General features: G+C 29.3%; 24 protein-coding genes and 1 tRNA gene. 3 read left to right on the top strand and 22 right to left on the bottom strand.

Translation table 11 applies throughout. The annotated features are described in order from the left end of the window. The first annotated feature begins 171 nt into the window (after positions 1-171). The 3 genes from J2Z24_RS15135 (at position 172) to J2Z24_RS15125 (ending at position 2,699) form a co-directional block, all read left to right on the top strand. Positions 172-987, top strand: coding sequence for an alpha/beta fold hydrolase (locus J2Z24_RS15135; RefSeq protein WP_035146076.1), 816 nt, complete (start codon positions 172-174; stop codon positions 985-987). 56 nt (positions 988-1,043) lie between these two features. Next, the gene (locus tag J2Z24_RS15130) at positions 1,044-2,105 is read left to right on the top strand and encodes a hypothetical protein (protein WP_156950194.1); all 1,062 of its coding nucleotides are present in this window, start codon (positions 1,044-1,046) and stop codon (positions 2,103-2,105) included. 87 nt (positions 2,106-2,192) lie between these two features. Next, positions 2,193-2,699 carry a MarR family winged helix-turn-helix transcriptional regulator gene (locus tag J2Z24_RS15125; RefSeq protein WP_035146072.1) on the top strand — a complete coding sequence of 169 codons (507 nt, stop codon included), beginning with the start codon at positions 2,193-2,195 and terminating at the stop codon, positions 2,697-2,699. Between the two features lie 197 nt (positions 2,700-2,896). Here J2Z24_RS15125 and J2Z24_RS15120 read toward each other — a convergent pair whose 3' ends face one another. From J2Z24_RS15120 to ftsA, 22 genes are all read right to left on the bottom strand, one after another. Beyond that, positions 2,897-3,064, bottom strand: coding sequence for a hypothetical protein (locus tag J2Z24_RS15120; protein WP_156950192.1), 168 nt, complete (start codon positions 3,062-3,064; stop codon positions 2,897-2,899). 86 nt (positions 3,065-3,150) lie between these two features. Beyond that, positions 3,151-3,226 (bottom strand) — tRNA-Pro (locus tag J2Z24_RS15115). 152 nt (positions 3,227-3,378) lie between these two features. Then, a complete protein-coding gene (gene spoIVA / locus J2Z24_RS15110; protein WP_035146069.1) occupies positions 3,379-4,857 on the bottom strand; it encodes a stage IV sporulation protein A in 1,479 nt (492 codons plus the stop codon). 124 nt (positions 4,858-4,981) lie between these two features. Continuing rightward, positions 4,982-5,980 (bottom strand): NAD(P)H-dependent glycerol-3-phosphate dehydrogenase, encoded by a 999-nt coding sequence (locus tag J2Z24_RS15105; RefSeq protein WP_035146066.1) that lies wholly within the window; start codon positions 5,978-5,980, stop codon positions 4,982-4,984. Position 5,981: 1 nt separating this feature from the next. After that, positions 5,982-7,298: a ribosome biogenesis GTPase Der gene (gene der / locus J2Z24_RS15100; protein WP_035146063.1), complete on the bottom strand. Its 1,317-nt coding sequence runs from the start codon at positions 7,296-7,298 to the stop codon at positions 5,982-5,984. 2 nt (positions 7,299-7,300) lie between these two features. Beyond that, positions 7,301-8,614 carry a radical SAM protein gene (locus tag J2Z24_RS15095; RefSeq protein WP_035146060.1) on the bottom strand — a complete coding sequence of 438 codons (1,314 nt, stop codon included), beginning with the start codon at positions 8,612-8,614 and terminating at the stop codon, positions 7,301-7,303. 126 nt (positions 8,615-8,740) lie between these two features. Then, the gene (locus tag J2Z24_RS15090) at positions 8,741-9,742 is read right to left on the bottom strand and encodes an inorganic phosphate transporter (protein ID WP_035146058.1); all 1,002 of its coding nucleotides are present in this window, start codon (positions 9,740-9,742) and stop codon (positions 8,741-8,743) included. After that, positions 9,735-10,361, bottom strand: a complete 627-nt coding sequence (locus tag J2Z24_RS15085; RefSeq protein WP_035146057.1) for a DUF47 domain-containing protein — start codon at positions 10,359-10,361, stop codon at positions 9,735-9,737. The genes J2Z24_RS15090 and J2Z24_RS15085 overlap by 8 nt, the downstream gene beginning before the upstream one ends. 219 nt (positions 10,362-10,580) lie before the next feature. Beyond that, complete coding sequence (phoU, locus tag J2Z24_RS15080; protein WP_035146055.1) at positions 10,581-11,237, bottom strand: phosphate signaling complex protein PhoU; 657 nt, start codon at positions 11,235-11,237, stop codon at positions 10,581-10,583. A 52-nt stretch (positions 11,238-11,289) separates the two neighbouring features. Then, complete coding sequence (gene pstB, locus J2Z24_RS15075; protein WP_035146053.1) at positions 11,290-12,039, bottom strand: phosphate ABC transporter ATP-binding protein PstB; 750 nt, start codon at positions 12,037-12,039, stop codon at positions 11,290-11,292. 18 nt (positions 12,040-12,057) lie between these two features. Continuing rightward, positions 12,058-12,945, bottom strand: a complete 888-nt coding sequence (gene pstA / locus J2Z24_RS15070; RefSeq protein WP_035146050.1) for a phosphate ABC transporter permease PstA — start codon at positions 12,943-12,945, stop codon at positions 12,058-12,060. Beyond that, positions 12,945-13,871: a phosphate ABC transporter permease subunit PstC gene (pstC, locus tag J2Z24_RS15065; RefSeq protein WP_443652020.1), complete on the bottom strand. Its 927-nt coding sequence runs from the start codon at positions 13,869-13,871 to the stop codon at positions 12,945-12,947. The genes pstA and pstC overlap by 1 nt, the downstream gene beginning before the upstream one ends. Positions 13,872-14,027: 156 nt before the next feature. Next, entirely contained in the window at positions 14,028-14,918 is an 891-nt protein-coding gene (locus tag J2Z24_RS15060; RefSeq protein WP_035146048.1) for a phosphate ABC transporter substrate-binding protein, read from the bottom strand. A 205-nt stretch (positions 14,919-15,123) separates the two neighbouring features. Next, the gene (pnpS, locus tag J2Z24_RS15055) at positions 15,124-16,836 is read right to left on the bottom strand and encodes a two-component system histidine kinase PnpS (protein WP_035146045.1); all 1,713 of its coding nucleotides are present in this window, start codon (positions 16,834-16,836) and stop codon (positions 15,124-15,126) included. Between the two features lie 16 nt (positions 16,837-16,852). Continuing rightward, positions 16,853-17,548, bottom strand: a complete 696-nt coding sequence (locus J2Z24_RS15050; RefSeq protein WP_035146042.1) for a response regulator transcription factor — start codon at positions 17,546-17,548, stop codon at positions 16,853-16,855. Positions 17,549-17,627: 79 nt separating this feature from the next. Beyond that, positions 17,628-18,083, bottom strand: coding sequence for a transcriptional regulator NrdR (nrdR, locus tag J2Z24_RS15045; RefSeq protein ID WP_035146039.1), 456 nt, complete (start codon positions 18,081-18,083; stop codon positions 17,628-17,630). A gap of 79 nt (positions 18,084-18,162) precedes the next feature. After that, on the bottom strand, positions 18,163-18,423 hold the full coding sequence (locus J2Z24_RS15040) for a YlmC/YmxH family sporulation protein (protein ID WP_035146037.1): 261 nt from the start codon (positions 18,421-18,423) through the stop codon (positions 18,163-18,165). Positions 18,424-18,684: 261 nt separating this feature from the next. Next, the gene (sigG, locus tag J2Z24_RS15035) at positions 18,685-19,458 is read right to left on the bottom strand and encodes an RNA polymerase sporulation sigma factor SigG (RefSeq protein WP_035146036.1); all 774 of its coding nucleotides are present in this window, start codon (positions 19,456-19,458) and stop codon (positions 18,685-18,687) included. A gap of 73 nt (positions 19,459-19,531) precedes the next feature. Continuing rightward, positions 19,532-20,239 carry an RNA polymerase sporulation sigma factor SigE gene (sigE, locus tag J2Z24_RS15030; protein ID WP_035146034.1) on the bottom strand — a complete coding sequence of 236 codons (708 nt, stop codon included), beginning with the start codon at positions 20,237-20,239 and terminating at the stop codon, positions 19,532-19,534. 17 nt (positions 20,240-20,256) lie between these two features. Continuing rightward, positions 20,257-21,060 (bottom strand): sigma-E processing peptidase SpoIIGA, encoded by an 804-nt coding sequence (gene spoIIGA, locus J2Z24_RS15025; protein ID WP_035146031.1) that lies wholly within the window; start codon positions 21,058-21,060, stop codon positions 20,257-20,259. A gap of 156 nt (positions 21,061-21,216) precedes the next feature. Then, positions 21,217-22,353 (bottom strand): cell division protein FtsZ, encoded by a 1,137-nt coding sequence (gene ftsZ / locus J2Z24_RS15020; protein ID WP_035146028.1) that lies wholly within the window; start codon positions 22,351-22,353, stop codon positions 21,217-21,219. Between the two features lie 15 nt (positions 22,354-22,368). Beyond that, on the bottom strand, positions 22,369-23,643 hold the full coding sequence (gene ftsA / locus J2Z24_RS15015) for a cell division protein FtsA (protein ID WP_035146025.1): 1,275 nt from the start codon (positions 23,641-23,643) through the stop codon (positions 22,369-22,371). Positions 23,644-23,776: the final 133 nt, after the last annotated feature.

The raw sequence follows: 23,776 nt of genomic DNA, 5'->3' as shown, positions 1-23,776 counted from the left end.
ACTAAAATCCCAAAAGTTAATTTGATTAACTAACTCCCATTATAAGTTAATCAAATTAAGTTGTAAATATATGGTTTTTTAGTAGTTGTATATTGACTTTACATGAAAATTATAGAATAATGGAACTATAATATTTCCATCGGAAATTATAATGGTTAAGGGGGAAATCACGTGGAAATAAACAAAATGAGAAGTATGTCTACAAAAATTGCAAGTAAAATTTTATGCATCTCAATTATCCTAATATTGATAAGCGGCTTAGGAGCATCAGCATTACAAACCTCTTTTGGCAAAGTGGATATTATTAAATTTACTATTCCAACGGAAAATGGGCAATGGGTATCAGGGAATATTTTCAAACCAGTTAAAGCATCTTCAAAAAATAAAGTTCCTCTTGTCATAACCTGTCATGGGTATTTGAATAATAGCCAAATGCAAGACATAAATGCAATTGAACTTTCACGTAGAGGTATTGCTGTAATTGCTATGGATGCTTATTATCATGGAAAATCAAGTTCATCTAAAGAACCAGTTATGGATTCAGTTGTTAAAGAGGGAACAGGAATGATTCCTCTAGTTGAATTTGCTTATAATAATCTAGATTACGTAGATAATAGAAAAATTGGTGTTATGGGACATTCAATGGGAGGTATGAATGTCTGGATGACCTTGATGCACTATGGTTCTCAGTATTATTCGGTAATTAAAGAAGCTCAAAAGCCAGATTCAGAGGGTGGAACTATAATTACACCAAACGAACAAGCTAAAGCAGATATAGTAAATAAAGTACATTCTGCATTGGCAACTTCAAATGTGCGCTTGTCTACAGAGGATACTTTTAAATCAATACATGCCAATGTAGGAATAAACTACGCACAATATGATGAAGGTTGTTATGATCTTACTAATGGTAATGGAGATCTCTCAGGAAACTGCTATGAATCTCTTTCAGCAATAAATTCTATTTTACATGATGATAAAAAATAAAATCCGTAGAAATAAGTAAGTTCTATGGAGATGCAACTAATAAAACATTGAGAGTGGTGTATAATCCAAAGGAGATTCATATTTTACAACATTTTTCTTTCAAAAGTGCAGCATATACAGTAGACTTTTTTCAAAAAGCTTTTCAAATTGACAGCTCTATAAAGAGTGATAATCAAATTTGGTTCTTAAAAGAAATTCTTAATTTAATAGGCCTTATCGCCGCATTTATGGCCATAGTACCTATTGCTGTATTACTTATGGAAGTTCCAGTATTTAAAGGATTAAAAGGTACTGTTCCTAAACCAATAATAATTCTGAATACAAAAAAGAGTAAAGCTGTTTTTTTGTTTGGATGGATTATGAGCTGGGTTATTTCCTGGATATCATTTATGCCCATATCTAAGATGAATGTTTATTTTTTCCCAGGCCCAGCATCATTTAAATCATCTAAATGGTTCCCTCAACCTTCAACAAACTTTATTTTGCTTTGGGCTGTCTTCAATGGTATCGTAGGAATTATTCTTTTTTGGATTACCTATAATTCTGAAAAGAATAAAAGAGAAATTACTACTGATATGTTAGGAATAAAAATTACTTTATCGGAATTTTTAAAAACACTGGCTTTAGCAATTTGTGTATTTATTGGCTTTTATGGATTTGTTTTTGCTTCAGAATATTTTTTTAACACTGATTTTCGTATATGGATATTAGCTATATGTACATTTTCTTCAGATAAACTCAAACTAGCATTACAATACTGGCCTCTGTATTTTATTTTTTACTTCGCTATTTCTATTTCAAACAATATCATAAGCCGAGTAGAAAACCAAAAAGAATGGTTTAACTTACTAATTTGTGGTTTAGGAAATGCTTTAGGAATTATAATAATCAATGCTATTCAATACATTACAATTTTTACTACAGGGGTTTCACATTGGCAAGCAGATCGACTTTATCCAATAGTTATAATTCCACTTATTGTGTTACTTTTTGCATCCGCCTATATTGGGCGAAATCTATTTAAAGCAACCGGAAAGGTATGGCTAGGTGCTATGGTGAATTGTATGATTATAGTAATGATAGGCATTGCCAATACTGCTACTCTTTCATTATTTTAGATGATAAATTCCTAACTTACAGCTATATTGAATTTAAAATATCAATATGATATACTAACATAAGCAAACTTTTGGGGGAATTTACAAATGAAACTTGAATGGATAAGAAAGTATCGCAACTTTGTTGAAAAGATGATTAAATTTGGTAATTCTTATGCACAATCATATAAAACTGAATATAATTACAACACTCCAATAAAATTTTCAGCATCACAACTTCAGGTAATGGAATATATTTTAGAAAATGAAGAAAGATGCGAAAACATGGCAGAAATTGCTTGTCGGCTAGGTATTTCTTCCAGTGCTTTTTCAAAAAACGTCAACAAGATGGTAAAAAAAGGGTTGTTAGAAAAATTTCATGCAAGTGACAACCGTAAAGATGTAATTATAAAAGTATCTGATTTTGGAAAAGAGATATATAAATTATATTCAGAATATGCATATGAAACAGCCTTAAAAAAAATGTTTGAAATTCTAGACCAAATACCTAATGAATATATTACTAAATTTACTGAAATCTTAGAGTTGTCAGCTGAAATGACCCATTTAGACAAAGATCAATCTGAAGAAATTAAATTAATAAAGATAGAATAGTTACAATTACATTTCACCTTGTCTTTTTCATATAAAAAAGGCAAGGTGATTTTTATACAAAATTATAAATCCAATTTTATGCCATTGTCTCTATCCAGCTATTACTACATTGAAAAGTGAATGTTGCGAAATCAATGCCTTACCTTTTTCTCCACAATCTGCAATATCTAATTTCTTTTCAATATTATATCTTACCTTTACAGCTGTTCTAATATAAGATAATCATTTTGTATATCTACAGATACATGTGCTAGCATCAATACTTCAACAACTCCTGCAAACTTCTTATATGCTACTTCAAACTCTGCTCTTTTATCTTCTCGCTCTATTACTTTAGCTAATTCATCTATATTATTCTTATCCATAGTTATACTATAATAGTGCAAAAATAATTAAATAATTTTACAGTAAAAAAGTAAAAGAGCTGTGATCTCACAACCCTTCATATTATTGGTCTGGGTAACAAGACTTGAACTTGCGACCTCATGCACCCCATACATGCGCGCTACCATCTGCGCCATACCCAGATAATAAATTTATTATATCATAATTTTCTATAAAATCAATATAGTTAAATTACATTTTTTGTAAAACTTTATAAGGTACTTAAATAGACTCTGAGGTGATATCAGAGTCTATTATTATATAGTTTGAAATCATTAATAAACTCTTTATCAAATCACAAAATAATACAAATAAGTCCACCATTCCCCTCATTTATGATCTTTTGAAGAGTTTTTTGTATTTTATTTTGTACATCTTCTGGCATTCTATATAATTTATTTTGTAGACCTTCTTTTACTAATATTTCAAGAGATTTACCAAACATATTGCTCTGCCATATTTGTGATGGATCATTTTCAAATTGTTCTAAAAGAGATGTTACCATTTCTTCACTTTCTTTTTCTGTTCCCATTATTGGTGATATTTCTGTTTCTATATCTGCTTTTATAAAGTGCAGTGATGGAGCACTAGCTTTTAGTTTAACACCACATCTATTACCCTGTCTTACAATTTCAGGTTCCTCTAATCTCATTTCTGTTAGTTGAGGTGGTACTAATCCATAACCAGTTTCTTTAACATCCTTTAATGCTTGTGCTACTCTATCATATTCTATCTTTGCTGTATACATTTCTTCCATTATAGAAAGCAGCTCATTCTCTCCTTTAATCTCTCTGTTGCATACTTCCCCTAATATTTTATAGAATAATCCTTGCTTAGGCATAAAGGTTACCCTAGCAGTTCCTTCACCCATATTTACTTCATTTAAATCTGAGGCACCTAAAAATTCAAATTCTTTAAAGCCTTCTAATGTCTTTGTTATATCTCTTACTTTATATATATTTTTACACATTTCTCTTACTAAATTCATGAAGTTTATCTTTAGCCAATGGTCTCCATTTAATTTTTCTATCCATTCAGGCATATCAATATTTATTTCTTTTATTGGAAATTCTTTAAGTACTCTATTAAACACATGGGTTATGTCGTCTTCTTTCATATTAAGTACATCTATAGCCTGTACTGGTACATCATATTTTTCTTCTAATTCTTTTCTTAATTCAATGGTTTTTGGATCATAGGCATTTCTTGAGTTTAAAACCATTATAAAAGGTTTATTTATGGCCTTTAATTCATTTACTACTCTTTCTTCTGTTTCTAAATAGTCCTCTCTTGAAATGTCCGTAATAGAACCATCTGTAGTTATTAAAAGTCCTATGGTTGAGTGTTCATTTATAACTTTTTTAGTGCCAATTTCTGCTGCCTCTTCAAAGGGAATTTCATAATCATACCATGGAGTTGTAACCATTTTAGCTTTTTCTCCATCCATATATCCTGATGCACCTTTTACTATATATCCTACGCAATCTACCATCCTAACTTTAAATTTTGCACCTTCTTTTAAACTTATTTCTATAGCTTCATTAGGTACAAATTTAGGCTCTGTAGTATGAATAGATTTTCCTGAGGAACTCTGTGGTAATTCATCCTGCGCTCTTTTTTTCTTATAATCATTATCAATATTGGGAATTACCATAAGCTCCATAAATTTTTTAATAAATGTGGATTTACCTGTTCTAACCGGCCCAACAACTCCTACATAGATATCTCCCTGGGTTCTTTCTGCTATATCATTGTATATATCAAAATTTTCCAAGATATCATACCCTCCCGTAATCTAATATTAACACTATATATATATTTTTGAGTACTTTGAAATATTACTAATAAAAAAAATTAGCCAGGATGAATTATTAATATAATTTATCCTGGCTAATTTTTTAATATATCTCACTTTTTTTATCCCTAGTCATTAATTCATATACTCCATATTTAGGATCTTTTCCTTTAAAAAGTACATTATATAATACATCTGTTATAGGCATAGATACATTAAGTTTTTCCTTTAATTCATAAAATGCTTTACAAGCTTTTATTCCTTCTACCACCATACCAATTTCATTTATAGCTTCTTCTGTAGTCATTCCCTTACCTATTAAAATTCCAGCTCTTCTATTTCTACTATGCATACTGGTACAAGTAACTATTAAATCTCCCATTCCTGTAAGACCTGAGAAAGTTTCTTTTTTCCCACCTAAAGCTTCTCCAATTCTTATGATTTCACTCATGCCTCTAGTCATTAAAGCAGCCTTTGTATTATCTCCATATCCTATACCATCAGATATACCTGCTGCTAAGGCTATTATATTTTTAACAGCTCCTCCAATTTCAACACCAACTATATCTTCATTGGTATAAACCCTAAACTTATTTGTCATAAATAGTTCCTGTATAACTTCTGCATACCCCATTTCTTCTGAGGTTACCACTACCGTTGTAGGTATATCTTGTGCAACCTCTTCTGCATGGCTAGGACCTGATAATATTACTACTGGATTGTTAGGCAACTCTTCACTTATAACCTGAGATAGTCTTTTGCCACTTTCTCCTTCTATTCCCTTTGCAATACTTATTATAACAGTATCTTTGCTTACAAAGTTCTTGATATCCCTACTTATAGTTCTTACTGCATGAGATGGCACTGCAATAACTACATATTTATTATCTCCTATGGCTTCTTTATAATCATTAAATGCCATTACATTAGATGGAATAACTATATTAGGCAAATATTTTATATTTTCTTTTTTAATATTAAAATCATGAATTATTTCAGGCTTTCTATCCCATATTTTAACCTGTAATCCTTTTTTAGCTAACATTATCCCTAAAGCTGTTCCAAAACTTCCTCCACCAATAAAGGTAATGTTATTATCCATATTACTCCTTCCTTTCTCTAAATTCCATCTTGATACCTGTACCTGAGAAATCAAAGCTTTGTCTCAATTGGTTTTCCAAATATCTTTGATATGAAAAGTGTAGAGCCTGAGGATTATTTACAAAAAATACGAAAGTTGGTGGTTTAGTTCCTATTTGAGTTACATAATATATCTTAAGTCTTGTAATTCCTACTACTGGTGGTTCTTTCATCATTACAGCCTTACTTATAACATCATTTAATACCCCAGTTTTTATACGTTTATTGTAGTTGTCATAACACTCTTTAGCCATTTCTAATACTTTATGTACCCTTTGACCAGTTTTAGCTGATATAAATAAATATGGTGCATAGGACATAAATCCTAATTCCACCTGTAAATTCTTTTTAAATTGATTCATAGTGTTAGTTTCTTTTTCTATTAAATCCCACTTATTAACTATTACCATTATGGCCTTACTCATTTCGTGAGCATATCCTATAATCTTTTTATCTTGTTCTGAAATTCCTGATTCTGCATCTATAAGCAATATACATAAATCTGCTCTTTCTATAGCCGCATAAGTTCTAACAACACTGTATCTTTCTATTTCATCTTTTATCTTAGTTCTTCTTCTTATACCAGCTGTATCAACTAAAATAAACTTTCCCTCTTCTGTTTCTAAATAACTGTCTACTGCGTCTCTTGTAGTTCCTGGAATATCACTTACTATATTTCTATCTTCCCCTAATAATTTATTTACTAAAGAAGATTTTCCTACATTTGGCTTACCTACAAAAGCTATTCTAACATATTCATCATCTTCTTCACCTAACATAGCTTCATCAAAATGTTCCACAACTCTATCAAGCATATCTCCAAGTCCTAATCCTTGAGATGCTGATATAGTTATAGGTTCTCCTATGCCTAAATTATAGAATTCATATGCATTGTCTTCTTCTGATACTCTATCTACTTTATTAACTACTAAAACCACAGGTTTTTTACTCTTTCTAAGCATTAAAGCTACTTCATTATCTGCTGGTGTTATACCATCTTTACCATCAACTAAGAATATAATAACATCTGCAGTTTCTATAGCAATCTGTGCTTGCCTTCTCATTTGTGATACTATTATATCTTCACTTTCAGGCTCAATACCACCTGTATCTATCATAGTAAAATTATATTTTAGCCATTCTGCTTCTGCATATATTCTGTCTCTAGTTACTCCTGGTGTATCTTCTACTATAGAAATTCTTCTTCCTGCTAGTTTATTGAATAATGTAGATTTTCCTACATTTGGTCTTCCTACTATTGCTACTATGGGTTTTCCCATTTTTATTCCTCCTTACAATAATCATTTATTTTATCTATAAAATCTTCTCCTGTATATTCACAGACTATTACCTTTTTATTATAATACTTTTCTATATCCTGTACAGTTACATCATCTAAAAATATATCCTCTCCTGCCCTTAACATGTTTCTAGATATCATAATGTAATCCCCTACTACTTCTTCTTTAAGTCCAGCCATTATATCTTTTCCAGTTATTAAACCAGCTACAGTAATGGTATCTCCAAAAAAGTTATTTATAATTTTAACTACATCTATCTTTATTTTATTATTTACCATATGAATTTTTTTACACCCATTTGAAATTTCATTAAAAGCACTTTTACCAGTAACCACAGTAAAACTTCCTTTTTTATCTCTATTAACATTCTTTAAATTATCTTCTATATAATCTCTAAATATTCTTATCATTCCCACTCCATCTTCTAATTGATGAAAATTTTCATAAAATCCTTTTTCTGGCACGTCTTTTTCTGCTATTATATAGAATTCATCAGAAAGTCTTACAAAAGGTGTTCCTATTTCTTTCATGTATTTTTGCTGAAGTTTATTTATATTTTCTAATTCTCTTAGTGCACTTTCTTTATTAAATAATTTAAGATTATGAAGTCCTTCTCTATAGCGAGTAATTCCCACAGGAACTACAGCTACATTTTCCACGCTAGGATAAAGTTTATATAAGTCTTCTACAGTTCTTACAAGTTCTTCTTTATCATTTATATCTGGACATAAAACAATTTGACAATTGATTTTTATATCTGCTTTGCTTAATTTAACTAGTCTTTCATATATGTTGCCCGCAAATCTATTGTTTAGCATTTGCTTCCTTAATTCTGGATTAGTTGTGTGAACAGATACGTTAATAGGACTTATTCTATATTTAATTATTCTATCTATGTCTTCATCTTTCATATTAGTTAATGTAACAAAATTTCCTTGTAGAAAGGATAATCTAGAATCGTCATCTTTAAAATATAATGTCTCTCTCATTCCTTTAGGCAATTGATCTATGAAACAAAATATACATTTATTGTGACAACTTCTTGCTTCATCCATTATAGATTTTTTAAACTCTACTCCTAAATCTTCATCATAATCCTTCTCAATTTCAAGCTCCCAAATCTCTCCGTCTTTTTTCTCTATTTCTATATTTATATACTCATCCGCCATTAAAAATTTATAGTCTAAAATATCTTTGATTTCTTCTCCATTAACAGTAAGAAGTATATCCCCTACTTCTATTCCTACCTCTTCAGCTATGCCATCTGGTAGCACCTTGGATATTATATTTTTCATATGTTCAACTCCCGCCTTACATGGTTCAAAATTCACTAACAAATTCAATATCTGCCTTTAGTTATATTACATTAATCTTTTTATTTAGTCAAACAAAAAACACTCCTTTAATTAAGGAGATGTTTTTTAAAATAACTTTTCTATTGCAAAAATTATTATTGAAGCAATAAATGCACAAACTGGAATAGTTATAACCCAAGCTTGTACTATATTTTTTGCAACTATCCATCTTACCGAAGACATTCTCTTAGATGCAGCAACACCCATAATGGAAGTAGAAATAATATGAGTAGTACTAACAGGCGCATTAAACATAGTAGCCGTAAAAATAACCCCCGCTGCACCAGTTTCAGCAGCAAATCCATTTACTGGAGCAAGCTTAGCCATATTATGTCCCATAGTTTTTATTATTTTCTTTCCTCCTGACATAGTTCCTAATGCCATGGCTGCTGCACAGCTAATTTTTACCCAAGTAGGAATATAAAATTGAGAAATAAGACCACCACTTATTAAAGCCATTGATATAACTCCCATAGATTTTTGTGCATCATTTCCACCATGGTTCAATGCCATTAACATAGCTGAAAATATCTGAGCCTTTGCAAAAAACTTTGTAACAAAAGATGGTTTTGCATCCTTAAGTAAAAAATTTAGTATCTTCATAAATATGTATCCTGCCAAAAAACCTATTACTGGAGATAAAAATAACCATAATACCACTTTCCAAAAAAAATTAATCCAATTTATTATAGAAAAAGAGTGAGCCGAAACTACTGCAGCTCCTATTAATCCTCCAATAAGAGAATGAGATGAACTACTTGGAATTCCAAGGTACCAAGTTACCAAATTCCAAATTATAGCTCCTAAAAGCCCAGCAATAACTACATTTTGTGATATACTTCCTGGATCTATTAGTCCTTTACCAATAGTTTGAGCAACTTTTACATTCATAAAAGCTCCTATAAAATTTAATGTAGCAGACATAATTACTGCTTCTTTCATAGTAAGTACTCTTGTGGATACAGATGTAGCTATAGCATTGGCACTATCATGGAATCCATTAATAAAATCAAATATAAGAGCTAATAAGACTATTGTAACTGTCAATCCAATACTACCACTAAGCATTTTTCATAACTACTCCTTCAATAACATTTGCTACATCTTCACAAGCATCCAAAGTATCCTCTAAAAATTGATATATTTCTTTCCATTTAATTATTTCCAATACTTCCATTTCTCCAGAGAAAATCTGCCTTATAGCATTTCTAAATATTTTATCTCCTTCTTGTTCAATTCTATTTACTTCAATTATACTTTGAGAAAGCTTCTTATTTTCTTTCATATTTTTAAGTTCTTCCATTATCACAATAAGCTCTTCACAACATTTAACTATCATTTCAGTTAGCTTTAATGAATCTTCTGTGGAATAGTTTACATTTAACATAACAAACCTACTTGCCGTAGATTCTATGTAATCAATTATATCATCCATATATTTTGCTATCATATATATGTCTTCTCTATCAAAAGGTGTTAAAAATGTTTTGTTTAATTCTTCCAGTATCTCATGTTGAAGTTTATCTCCTTCATGCTCCAATTCCTTAATCTTTTCCAGCCTCTCTTGGCTACTTTCTAAATTGTGCAATAATTCTTCCAGCATTTTAGCTCCTTTTAATGCAGTATGAGCCACCTGATCAAATAAGATAAAAAATTTATCTTCTTTTTTAGCAGATAATTTAAACATTATTTAGCCTCCCACAATGCTATTTTTATAAATTCCTTTTCCAGTATATCATATTTAATGACAATTTTAAACATAGAATTATAGAGTAATTTGTCTAAAATTTTACTATTTTATTTCATTACATTTAAAAAATCAAAAAATCCCCATTACTTCTTAAATTGGGGATTCCTTTTCTCATTCTATAAATTTTCTTATTAAAACATTAATTTAAATATTAGTCTATTCGTTTAAATCTTTTAATTCTCCTGTAACTAAATATATTGTCCATTCACATATATTTGTTACATGATCCGCTACTCTTTCTAAGTATTTGCATACAAATAAAAATTGAGTAGCTTGCTTAATAGTGTTATTATCCTTTGCCATAATAGGAAGCATTTCTTTAAATACTCCTTTATATATAGCATCTATTTTATCATCTTTCTTACATACTAAATAGGCTTTATCAACATCGCCATCTACATAAGCATCTAATCCTTCTTTTATCATTTCTTCTACTATTTCACTCATTTTAGGAATATCTATTAGAGGTTTTATAAAGTTTTCATCCTTTAAATTTATAGCAATTTTAGCAATATCTACAGCATGGTCTGCCATTCTTTCTAAATCTGTTACAATTTTTGTTGCAGTAAATATCATTCTTAAATCCTTTGCCAAGGGTTGCTCCGTAGCAATAAGCTTTATACATTTATCTTCTATTTCTTTTTCTAAATTATCTACTAAATCATCATCTTTTATTACCTTTTGTCCTAATTCCACATCATGATTTATAAGAGCTATAATACAATTATGAATTTGTTTTTCTACAATGCTTCCCATTCTAAGTATATAATTATGCAAATTTTCTAAATGTATATCAAAAGTACCTCTTGTCAAATGAACCACCTCTTTTTTGTTTAATTTGTGAATATTTTTATTATACCTAATTCTAACCGAATCTACCAGTAATATAATCTTCTGTTCGTTTATCTATTGGTTTATAAAATATATCTTCTGTTCTTCCAAATTCCACTACCTCACCACTTAGGAAAAATGCAGTATAATCTGAAATTCTTCCTGCCTGTTGCATATTATGAGTAACTATGATAACTGTATATTTTTCTTTTAAAATATCCATAAGTTCTTCAACTTTAGAAGTAGAAATAGGGTCCAATGCGGAAGTTGGTTCATCCATTAAAAGCACCTCTGGCTCAACTGCTAAAGTTCTAGCAATACATAATCTTTGTTGTTGTCCTCCAGAAAGCCCTAATGCATTTTTCTTTAATCTATCCTTTACTTCATCCCAAAGAGCTGCTCCCTTAAGACTATTTTCTACTATCTCATCCAATGTAGATTTATTAGCTATGCCATGAATTCTTGGTCCATAAGCAATATTATCATATATAGACATTGGAAAAGGATTTGGTCTTTGAAACACCATGCCTATTCTCTTTCTTAATTCTATTTCATCAAAATCTTTATATATCTCTTTTCCTTCAAAGACTACACTACCTTCTATTTTTACACCGCTTATAAAATCATTCATTCTATTTATAGTTCTTAAAAAAGTTGATTTACCACAACCTGATGGTCCAATTAATGCTGTTACAGCATTTTTCTCCATATTAATATTTATTTTTTTTAAAGCTTGAGTACTACCATAATATAAATCTAAATCTTTAACTTCAACTACTCCCATCCACATATCCTCCTAATATTACATTTTACCTGTATATCTTTCATATATAGCATTTCCTATTATTCTTGCTAAAATATTAAATAATAAAACCATTATTATAAGTACTGCCGCTGATCCATTTCCTACTCTTACAGCATCAGGTATCATGCCTTCAGAATTTACTTGCCAAATATACACTGCTAAAGTTTCTGCAGGTCTCATCAAACTAAAAGGTGATGATTTTGAAGTCAGATTATCTAAAGCAAAATTTAAATGAGGTGCACTCATACCTGATGTATAAAGTAAAGCTGCTGCTTCTCCAAATATTCTTCCTCCAGCTAGTATTATTCCTGTAAGTATTTGAGGCATAGCAGAAGGCAACATGACATTTTTTATAGTTTGCCATTTTGTAGCTCCTAATCCTAAACTTCCTTCTTTTACTCCTTTAGATACTGATCTAATTGCATTTTCACTAACTCTTGTAAGAGATGGTAAGTTTAATATTCCTATTGCTAAAGCACCAGAAAGCAATGTAAACCCCCATCCTGTAAGTTTTACAAATACCAATAATCCAAAAAGTCCTACTACTATAGAAGGTAATGATGCCATGGTTTCTATACTTAATCTTATTGCATTTAACACTTTTCCTTCTTTTGCATATTCCGCAAGATATATTCCTGCTCCTATGCCAAATGGTGCAGTTATAAGTAATGATACAATTAACATATAAAAAGAATTAAATAATTGCGGTCCTATTCCTCCACCGGCTTCTCCTACTTTTGGTTCTCCAAATAAAAAAGAAGGTGATAATGTGCTTACTCCTCTAACTAATATATATCCTATTAAAGCCACCAAAAGGAGCACTACAAAACTAGATATTCCATATAAAATACCAGTCCATATTTTATCTTTTAATTTTGCATTCATTATTTTATTTCACTCCTTTTACCTATAGCTCTTATTACTAAAATAAACATAAATGAAACTACTAAAAGTATTGTGGCTAGTGTCCATAGAGCATCATTCCATGCAGTACCTGATACAGTATTAGCCATATCCATAGTTAATACTGATGTTAAAGTTGTAGTTGGACTTAAAATATTTTTAGGAACCTTAACTGTATTTCCTATAACCATTTGAACTGCTAAAGCTTCTCCAAAAGCTCTTGCAACTCCTAATACTATAGCTGTAAGTATTCCATTTTTGGCAGCAGGTACTATAACTTTACTTATAGTTTGCCATCTAGTAGCTCCTAATCCATAGGAAGCTTCTACAAAGTCTTTAGGCACAACTTTAATAGCATCTGAAGATATACTTGCTATAGTTGGAAGTATCATTATACTTAATACTAGTATTCCAGCAAGTAAACTAAATCCTAATCCTCCAAAACCACTTTTAAGAAATGGTAATAATACTGTAATTCCTAACCAACCATATACAACAGAAGGTATTCCTACAAATAACTCTAAGGCTGGCTGTAATACTTTTTTCCCTAATTTAGGAGATATATAGTTCATGAAAATTGCTAAGGCAACGCTTATAGGAGCACTAATTAAAACAGCTCCAAGAGATACCAAAGTTGAACCTATAATAAATATTCTTGATCCAAACTGTGGCTTATCAGCATCTGGTGCCCATTTGGAGGAAAATAAAATTTCACTTAAAGAATATCCATGTTTCACAAAAATATTTATTCCCTTTGAAGCTATAAAAAATATGATTGCTATAGTTAATGCTACAATAGCTATACCACAAAATGTAGCATAAATTCTACCTGCATATTCATTTTTAATTTTTTTTAGTTTGTTGCTTTTATTCATATTTATCATCTTCCCTATTATACTATTCTCCATCTACAAAACCTCAATATTTAATTTTTACTTAAACTTAATAAAATACATTTGCCTTTTTACATATAATAATGTGTATACTAAAATAGCTTTATGGCAGCTATGGTATAAAAAAGGCTGGCCATACTTGTAACCAGCCACTGACTAAAAATATTTATATTATTTCAAATCTGCCATTGGAATGTATCCTAATTTCTCTACTAATGTTTTATTTTCATCACTTACCATATAATCTAAAAATGCTTTAGTAAGTCCTGTAGCTTCTCCTTTAGTGTACATATGTTCATATGACCAGAATGGATATTTTTTAGCTATTATATTTTCTTTTGTAGCATCTACACCATCTATCTTTAACACTTTAAGATTTTGTCTTTTTTCTTCTGTTAAATAGGATAGAGCAAGGTAGCTAATTGAACCCGGAGTTGATTCTATTGTCTTTTCTACTGATCCACTAGAGTCTTGAATTGTTCCTAATCCTTCTTTTTCATCCTTATTCTCCATTAAAGTATCTTTGAAAGTTGATCTTGTTCCTGAAGATTTTGGTCTATTAATCACATTTATAGGTAAATTTTCTTTTGATCCAACCTGATTCCAATTAGTATATTTTCCGGAGAAAATCCCTTGAATTTGTTCTTTAGTTAAAGAATCAACTTTTACATCTTTATGTGTAACTATTGCAAATCCTATACCACAAACTTTATGGTCTGCTAATTGTTTTACTATTTCTGCGTCTTTTAATTTTGATTCAGCTGTAACATCTGAATTTCCTATTTGAACTGTGCCTTCTGCTACTTGATTTAATCCTGCTCCACTTCCTCCCCCTTGCACATTTATAGTTGCATCTGGATATTTTGCCTTAAAATTTTTAGCAGATTGTTCAACTAAAGGTTGTAACGCAGTAGAACCTACTGAAGTTATAGTTCCTGAAATTTTATTTTCTCCTTTTCCTTCTCCTGTATCTTTATTGTTTCCACCACACCCTACAAAAACTCCCGCTGTAATTGTTATTGCAAGTGCAGCTATCATTACTCTTAAACTTCTCTTTTTCACTTAAAAAACCTCCATTCAATTTATATTCTCTTGCTAATCTCTCTTTAAAATAATATTACTATGTTAAAGTTAAGCACTGATTATGGCTCTGTTAAATAAAATTAACAGTTTAACTTGTTTTAATATTATCTTTCCATAAACAGCGTTTAAATATCCAACTTTTTTACTTTTATTTATATTTTTGCATAAAAAACACACTCCTAATTTAGGAATGTGTTCTCCTTTCTGGTATAGAAATTATAAATTTACTTCCCTTTCCAACTTCACTTTCTACACTAATATTTCCATTAAAACCAACTAAAATATGTTTTACTATAGCAAGCCCTAATCCTGTTCCTCCTTGTGCTCTACTTCTTGCCTTATCTACTCTATAGAATCTTTCAAATAGTCTATCTAAATGTTCTTTTGGTATGCCAACTCCAGTATCTTCTACCCATATTAAATATTCATTATCCTTCTTTTTTGTTCCTATAACTATACTTCCACCGTTTTCTGTATATTTAATGGCATTATCTACTATATTAATCAACATTTGTTTAAACCTATCTTTGTCTCCTAATATTTTGGGTAATTTTTCTCCTTTTATGGATATCTTTATATCTTTTTTATCTGCTGAACTTTTTACTAAATAGCAAATGGATTCAATAACAGTATTAATATCCACATATTCTTCTTTTTGCCCTTTAATATTTTCAATATCTGAAAGAGTAAGTATATCATTAATAAGTCTAGTTAATCTTTCTGCTTCCTCATTTATTATATCTAAAAACTTTTCCTTATTTTTGGAGTCCTCTACATATCTTAATGTTTCTGCAAATCCTTTAATAGAGGTTAAAGGAGTTTTTAATTCATGAGATACATTAGCCACAAACTGAGATCTTATATTTTCAAGTCTTTTTATATCCGTTACATCCTGAACCACAGCTACAGTACCAATTAACTGCTTACCATTATTTATATCTGCGGTTTTTATTCTTAAGTCTCTCTCCTTTGGCCATATTATCTTTATCTCTCTATAATCATTTAATTTATTTTTGAATATATCTTCTAACTCAAAATTTCTTATATGATCTAAAAGATTTTTTCCTATAATGTCTTTATCTATACCAAAAATTTTTTTTGCATAGGGATTTATCATAATTACTTTAAAGTTTTTATCTATGGCTATAACCCCACTATCCATACTCTTTAATATAGCCTCTAGTTTATTTTGCTTATCTAAAGCATCATTTAATGTAAATTGTAATTTTTCTGCCATGTTATTAAAGGTTTCACTGAGATGACCTATTTCATCTTGCGCATATATATTAACTCTTCTGTCTAATTCTCCTGCAGTTATTCTAGAAGTTATAAACTCTAAATCCTTAATTGGTTTTACAAGTCCTCTAGAAAGTTTTGAAGAAAAAAGAAATGACATAGATATTGCAATAAAGATTACAAACATATAATATTTTATATATTTACCTTCAAAACCAGTTACCATATTCATCTTTACAGAACTTCTTATTATATATCCATTTTCCAAAGAAGTTGTAAAATACATAGTATCACTATTTGTAGAAGCACTATGTCTTATTTTATATCCATATCCCTCTCTTCTAGCTTGAATTACTTCTTCTCTATTATTATGATTATCCATTTTATCTATTTCTAATAGTGAATCACTTATTACTTTTCCATTATTATCAATATAAGTTACACGTATTTCATTATTTTTAAAACTATTCTTTATAAACCTATCTATATTTTTTATTTCCTTTTCTTTTAGCATATTTATAATTAATTCATTATTTGCCGCTAATAATTTTTTAGTATTTTTAGTATACTGGTAATTTACAATAATTATAAAGAATGTCATTACTAAAGCTAAACTAATCATGAGAGTAGTTAGCATATAAATCATTAATTTCTTTTTCATTATATCCCCCTGTATACTATTCAGAAAAATTAAATCTATATCCTACACCTCGTATTGTTTCTATATATTTAGGACTTTTATCATCTTCCTCAATTTTTTTTCTTATATGTCTTATATGTACATCCACCGTTCTAGTTTCCCCTATATATTCATATCCCCAAATTTTGTCTAATAAAAAATCTCTAGTTAAAACTCTTCCTTTATTTTTTATAAGCATCTCTAATAGTTCAAATTCTTTTAAAGTTAATTCTATCTTAATATTGTCTTTTAATACTTCATGCTTTTCAAAATCAATTAATATATTTCCAAAGTTAAAGCGTTTATCTATAGCACTAACTGAAGTTCTTCTAAGCACTGCTTTTACTCTTGCTAATAATTCTCTAACTGAAAAAGGTTTAGTAATATAATCATCTGCTCCTAATTCTAAGCCTAATACTTTATCTAACTCTTCTCCTTTAGCAGTTAACATTATTATAGGTGTAGTAGAAACATTATTACTTTTTCTTATTTCCTTACACACATCATATCCATCCATTCCAGGTAGCATTAAATCCAATAGTATTAATGCTGGTCTTTCTTCATTTACAATTTTTAAAGCTTTAATTCCATCTTCTGCACAAAGGATATTATATCCAATACTTTCCAGATTGAATTTTAATAATTCTCTAATGTGTTCTTCATCATCTACTATTAAGATTTTTTCTTGTGCCATATTTACCCTCCATTTTCTAATATAAAATAATAGCTTTATGACTATTGTATCATAAAGCTAACTTACTCACTATGTAATATTACTTGTTTGATATAAGCCTTTTTATCTCCTCCATAAAAGTATTTACATCTTTAAATTGTCTGTATACAGATGCAAATCTTACATAAGACACTTCATCAATACTTTTCAAGTTCTTCATTATCATTTCACCTATATATTCAGAATTTACTTCTGTAAGCATTTGATTATTTATATTCTTTTCAACTTCATCTGCTATACTTTCTATTTGGCTCCTTGATACAGGCCTTTTTTGACATGCTTTAATAAGTCCGTTTACTATCTTAGACCTTTCAAAATACTCCCTACTCATATTCTTTTTTATAACAAGTATAGGTACATTTTCAACCTTTTCATAAGTAGTATATCTTTTACTACATTTAAGACATTCTCTTCTTCTTCTAATGGACATATTATCCTCTGTTGATCTAGAATCTACAACCTTACTCTCATTATATCCACAATATGGACATTTCATATATTCTCTCCCGCCTTTTTACTTAAGCTTTTAATATGCTATATACTATATATTATACACATTTTTTTCTTTATTTCTACTAGGATTTGTCCATCATATAGTCACTACCATCCACCAATATAACATCTATTCCTATTTTTTTAACCTTTTCCCATGGTATTTCTAAATCATCATTCTTTCCAAACCAAGCCATTTTTTGAGAAGGTATAATAATTGAAAGTACTTTATACGCATTTGTATCTACTTTAAGATCCTTTATATATCCTAATTTTGTACCTGAATTAATATCTATAATTTCCATAGTTCTTAAATTGTTAATTGAATAATAAGACATTTCCATATATAAATCCCCCTTATAACATCCATATATAATATATTTATGTAGTGGAATATTTAATATAACAACTTTAAAAAATTATAAACTAACTTTTTAGATTGCAGAACAAAGAGTAAAGAATACAAATAATAAAGATTTTTCCCATTACATTACAAAAATTTAAAATTAAAACTTTTCTGTAATATTAACAAAAGAAAATCTTTTTAACCTGCATTCTTTACTCTATAATCTGTAATTTAAAAAAGTTATATAGTAACTTTTTTATTAAACGTATTTTCTCATATGTTTTAAAGCAGTTTTTTCAAGCCTAGATACTTGAGCCTGTGATATTCCTATTTCATCTGCCACTTCCATTTGAGTTCTTCCATCAAAAAATCTTAGTGTCAATATAAGTTTTTCTCTATCATTTAGTTTTTTCATTGCTTCTTTTATAGCTATATTTTCTAACCAACTATCATCTACATTTTTATTATCACTAATCTGGTCCATCACATAAATAGCATCTCCCCCGTCGTGATAAATAGGTTCAAATAATGATACTGGATCTTGTATGGCATCTAAAGCAAATACAACTTCTTCTCTAGGTACCTCTAATTCTTTGGCTATTTCTGATACAGTAGGTTCTTTATTATTTGCAGCTATAAGTCTATCCCTCACTTGAAGTGCTCTATAAGCTATATCTCTTAAAGATCTACTTACTCTTATAGAATTATTATCTCTTAAATATCTTCTTATTTCACCAATTATCATTGGCACTGCATAAGTGGAAAATTTTACATTTTGGCTTAAATCAAAATTATCTATAGCTTTAATTAGTCCAATACAACCTACTTGGAATAAGTCATCTACATTTTCACCTCTGTTATTAAATCTTTGTATTACACTCAATACAAGTCTTAAATTACTTTTTATAAACCTTTCTCTACATTCATTATCCCCGTCCTTCATTTTAATTAAAAGTTCTCGCATTTCTTTTTCCTTAAGTACAGGTAATTTAGAAGTATTGACACCGCAAATTTCAACTTTGTTTATCATCACTAATATCAGCCCCTTTAGTGTAATTGCATTTTAATTATTTCCTTAGAGGCCTTTTTTTATACAGGGACAAACTTTATAACATTTTATTAATTTCCTTCTTTAATCTCTTTATGATTCGTTTTTCTAATCTAGATATGTAAGATTGCGATATTCCTAGCATGTCCGCTACTTCCTTTTGTGTTTTTTCTGTTTTTCCTCCCAAACCAAACCTTAAATTTACTATTTCTTTTTCTCTATTACTTAACTTATCCATAGCAATTAGGAGTAACTGCTTATCTACTTCATCCTCAATTAAGTTATATACTACATCATTATCTGTGCCTAAAATATCTGATAATAATAATTCATTTCCATCCCAATCTACATTTAAAGGTTCATAAAAGGAGATTTCTGCTTTAACTTTACTATTTCTTCTTAAATACATTAATATTTCATTTTCTATACATCTTGAAGCATAAGTGGCTAACTTAATCTTCTTCTCTGGATCAAAAGTATTTACTGCTTTTATTAATCCTATAGTTCCCACAGATACCAAATCCTCCACATTTACTCCTGTATTTTCAAATTTTCTTGCTATATAAACTACTAATCTTAGATTTCTTTCTATTAATATAGATCTAACACTTTCATCTCCACATACTAATTTATATACTAAGTTCTCTTCTTCTTCTTTTGTTAAAGGAGGAGGTAGTGCATCATTTCCACCTATATAGTATATTTTTCTAGCCAAAAATTTTAATTTTGTTAGTACATTATTTAATAATAGTTTCAAGTTTAGCATAATTTTTCCCCCTATTTTTATATTATTCCTCTGGATAATAAAGCTTCATAATCTCCAGTACTACTCAATTTATTATCACAAAAAGCTATCAATACATCTCTTTCTTCTAAATGATTTTCCTTATGTAGTTTTATACATTCTGGTTTAATTCCTTTCATTCTTCCAATTTTACCATTTATTACACAATAAGGTATATAGTATGTATCATATCCCTTTAATTCATCTTCATCAAATAAATCTTTTTCTACAACTATAACAGGCAAACTTGTAATAGGTTCTATAAGTTCGTTTCCCGTATCTAAAAAAGCTTTCACACTTTTCTTTGAATCTTTAAGCACAATATCTACTTCATATATAAAATTACATATTTCTTTTCTGTCTTTGATAAATAGTATAATTTTATTTATTAGTATATATATAATCATTATAGAAAGCATAAGTCTTTTATAAGAAAAATTGTAAATAACTCCTCCATTTAAAGAATCACTTTTACTAAATTCTATGAAAACACAGATTCCCGCAAGAAGCATAGAATAAAATACAAATATAATTGATGCTTTAATATTAAATAATAAATTTTTCTGCCTAAAAGAAATTAATATCATAAATATTGCAACAACTAATTTCATAAAAATATTATTAAAACATTTCAATCTATCAATTATTATAGTTAATACATAAAAACTACCAATAAAAGCTGCTAAAGAAGTATAAATTCCCTTTGTCTTTGAATTTCTTCTTACTGTTTGAGAAGTTATGATTAAAAGAAATTTATTTACAATAAAATTTTCTATTAATAATAAATCTATGTAAACAATCACACAATCTCACCTCTAGATACTATTATATACCCATTGTTTTCAAAAATTTGTCATTTTTTAATATTGATTTCCAATTTTATTTTTTATAATATGCCAATAAAAATAAAAAAACTGACCTTTTTTTCAAAGGTCAGCTTTTTTCCTATTAAATATTCATTATCTTCTTTGTCTTCTTAAAAATGTTGGAATTTCCAAGTCATTTTCATTATAATTTTCAAAATCACTACTTTGTGAAGCAGCTACTTCAGAATTCGCATTAGAATTTACAGAAGTTTTTTCATTAGAAATATTATTTATATTTCCAATACTAAATCCTTCTTTTTCATTTCTTCTTTCCTTTTCAGTTTCAAAACCAGTAGCTATAACAGTTATTCTTATTTCATCTTTTAAGTTTTCATCAATAACTGCACCAAATATAATATTAGCATCTGGGTCTGCAGCCTGTTGTACAATTTCAGCAGCTTCATTTATTTCAAGTAGTCCAAGATCTCCTCCACCAGTTATATTTAATAATACTCCTGTTGCACCAACTATAGAAGTTTCAAGCATTGGACTGGATATAGCTTGTTTAGCTGCTTCTTGTGCCCTATTATCACCAGTACCGTTACCTACTCCCATATGAGCAAGTCCTCTATCAGTCATAATAGTTCTCACATCTGCAAAGTCCAAATTTACAAGACCAGGTATTGTTATTAAGTCAGATATACCTTGAACACCTTGTCTTAAAACATCATCTGCTAATTTAAAAGAATCCATTAAAGTTGTCTTTTTATCAACAACACTTAATAATCTTTCATTAGGTATTGTAACCAGTGTATCTACTCTATCTTTTAAATTCTTCACTCCCATTTCAGCGTGAAGCATTCTTTTTCTTCCTTCAAAAGGGAATGGCTTTGTAACAACACCTACAGTAAGTATTCCCATAGATTTTGCTATTTCTGCTATTACAGGAGCTGCTCCAGTTCCTGTGCCACCTCCCATTCCCGCAGTAATAAATACCATATCTGCACCCTTTATAGCTTGAGAAATCTCTTCTTTACTTTCTTCTGCAGCTTTTTGTCCTATTTCAGGATTAGCACCTGCTCCAAGTCCTTTAGTTAATTTATCTCCTATTTGTATTTTTTGTGAAGCTTGTGATAACATAAGAGCTTGTTTATCTGTATTTATAGCTATAAATTCAACATTTTTTAATCCTTCTTTAATCATTCTGTTAACAGCGTTATTTCCACCGCCACCACAACCAATTACCTTTATTTGAGCAAATTGCTTTACATCTACATCAAAATCTAGCACAATAATACCTCCTTATTAGAAAAAATCTGTGAAAAATTCTTTTATCTTTGATAATATTCCATTACTTTTTCCATCAGAATATAAGTCATCCTCTTCTTCCCATACAGATTTACTATCATTTTTTTTATGATAGCTTTCTGATTGATTATTTGAAGTTAACTTTACCTTACCTGATAATATTACATCCTTTACTACACCTACTGCAGAAGTATATATCGGACTTGCTGCCCCAACATACTCTGGAACTCCCATTCTTACAGGTTTTTCCATGATTTCTCTGCAAAGTTCACTACTCCCTTTTATTAAAGCTATACCTCCTCCTACTACTACAATTCCTGATACCTTATCAAGATATCCATTCATATTTAATTTTTTCTTAACTAAATATAAAACTTCCTCAGCTCTTGCACTTATTATTTGAATAAGTAAGTTATAGTCTACCTCCACTACATTATCATAATTTGCATTTATCTTTATTTTAAAATCTTCATCAGAAGCTTCATTACTAATTTTTCCATATTTCATTTTTAGCTTTTCTGCCTCAGATAAAGGTAATTTTAAACACACAGAAATATCATTGGTAATAACATTTCCACCTAAAGGCAATGTATCAGTATAAACTAATTTATTATCTTTAAAGATTGTAATATTAGTTGACTCTCCTCCTATATCTAAAAGAAGAGTTCCTATTTTCATCTCTTCATTATTTAATACTGACATAGCATTGGCCAAAGGCTGAAATACCATTCCAACTATATTAATTCCCGTTTTTTTTATACTTTTAAAGAGATTGCTTATTATAGTGGACTGACATAAAACTATTTGTGCATCTACTTCTAGCCTCAATCCACACATTCCTACCGGATCAGTTATATTATCATAACCATCAACTATAAACTGCTCTGGTATAACACCTATAATTTCTTTATCGGATGGTATTGTAATAATTTTAGCTGCTTTTAGTGCTCTTTCCACATCATTTTTTCTAATTTCTCTGTCTTCTGATGATACAGCCACAACTCCTCTATTCAAAGCCAATTCACAAATTTCTAACGGAATTGATATATAAGCTTCTGTAATTTTAGAGTCTACCATTCTTTCTAGCTGTTCTATACAGTTTTTAATGCCTTCTGCTGTATTGTCGATATCTACTACAATACCTCTTTTTAATCCACTACAAGGTACAGATGTAATACCTGTTATTTGAATCTTACCATATTTGTCTAGTCTACCTGCTGCTGCGCACACTTTTGAAGATCCTATATCGATTCCTACTACATATTCATTCATCAACACTTTCCCCCCCTAAAGAGAACCATTACAATTATATATTCAACAAAAATAGCTTTTTTCCTCCAAGGCATTAAAAAAAAATTTAAATTTAATAAAATTACTTTAAATACTATTACATATATTTGTAATT

The sequence above is a fragment of the Clostridium tetanomorphum genome, assembly GCF_017873215.1.
Taxonomy (GTDB): domain Bacteria; phylum Bacillota; class Clostridia; order Clostridiales; family Clostridiaceae; genus Clostridium_AO; species Clostridium_AO tetanomorphum.
This window is presented reverse-complemented; position numbering and strand designations above follow the sequence as displayed.

Bases quoted from the DNA above. Each gene is read 5' to 3' on its own strand.
- J2Z24_RS15125 (WP_035146072.1), top strand. From the start codon at position 2,193: ATGAAACTTGAATGGATAAGAAAGTATCGCAACTTTGTTGAAAAGATG.
- J2Z24_RS15120 (WP_156950192.1), bottom strand. From the start codon at position 3,064: ATGGATAAGAATAATATAGATGAATTAGCTAAAGTAATAGAGCGAGAA.
- J2Z24_RS15105 (WP_035146066.1), bottom strand. From the start codon at position 5,980: ATGGATAATAACATTACCTTTATTGGTGGAGGAAGTTTTGGAACAGCT.
- der (WP_035146063.1), bottom strand. From the start codon at position 7,298: ATGGGAAAACCCATAGTAGCAATAGTAGGAAGACCAAATGTAGGAAAA.
- J2Z24_RS15095 (WP_035146060.1), bottom strand. From the start codon at position 8,614: ATGAAAAATATAATATCCAAGGTGCTACCAGATGGCATAGCTGAAGAG.
- J2Z24_RS15090 (WP_035146058.1), bottom strand. From the start codon at position 9,742: ATGCTTAGTGGTAGTATTGGATTGACAGTTACAATAGTCTTATTAGCT.
- J2Z24_RS15085 (WP_035146057.1), bottom strand. From the start codon at position 10,361: ATGTTTAAATTATCTGCTAAAAAAGAAGATAAATTTTTTATCTTATTT.
- pstB (WP_035146053.1), bottom strand. From the start codon at position 12,039: ATGGGAGTAGTTGAAGTTAAAGATTTAGATTTATATTATGGTAGTACT.
- pstA (WP_035146050.1), bottom strand. From the start codon at position 12,945: ATGAATGCAAAATTAAAAGATAAAATATGGACTGGTATTTTATATGGA.
- pstC (WP_443652020.1), bottom strand. From the start codon at position 13,871: ATGGAGAATAGTATAATAGGGAAGATGATAAATATGAATAAAAGCAAC.
- pnpS (WP_035146045.1), bottom strand. From the start codon at position 16,836: ATGAAAAAGAAATTAATGATTTATATGCTAACTACTCTCATGATTAGT.
- J2Z24_RS15050 (WP_035146042.1), bottom strand. From the start codon at position 17,548: ATGGCACAAGAAAAAATCTTAATAGTAGATGATGAAGAACACATTAGA.
- nrdR (WP_035146039.1), bottom strand. From the start codon at position 18,083: ATGAAATGTCCATATTGTGGATATAATGAGAGTAAGGTTGTAGATTCT.
- J2Z24_RS15040 (WP_035146037.1), bottom strand. From the start codon at position 18,423: ATGGAAATGTCTTATTATTCAATTAACAATTTAAGAACTATGGAAATT.
- sigE (WP_035146034.1), bottom strand. From the start codon at position 20,239: ATGCTAAACTTGAAACTATTATTAAATAATGTACTAACAAAATTAAAA.
- ftsA (WP_035146025.1), bottom strand. From the start codon at position 23,643: ATGAATGAATATGTAGTAGGAATCGATATAGGATCTTCAAAAGTGTGC.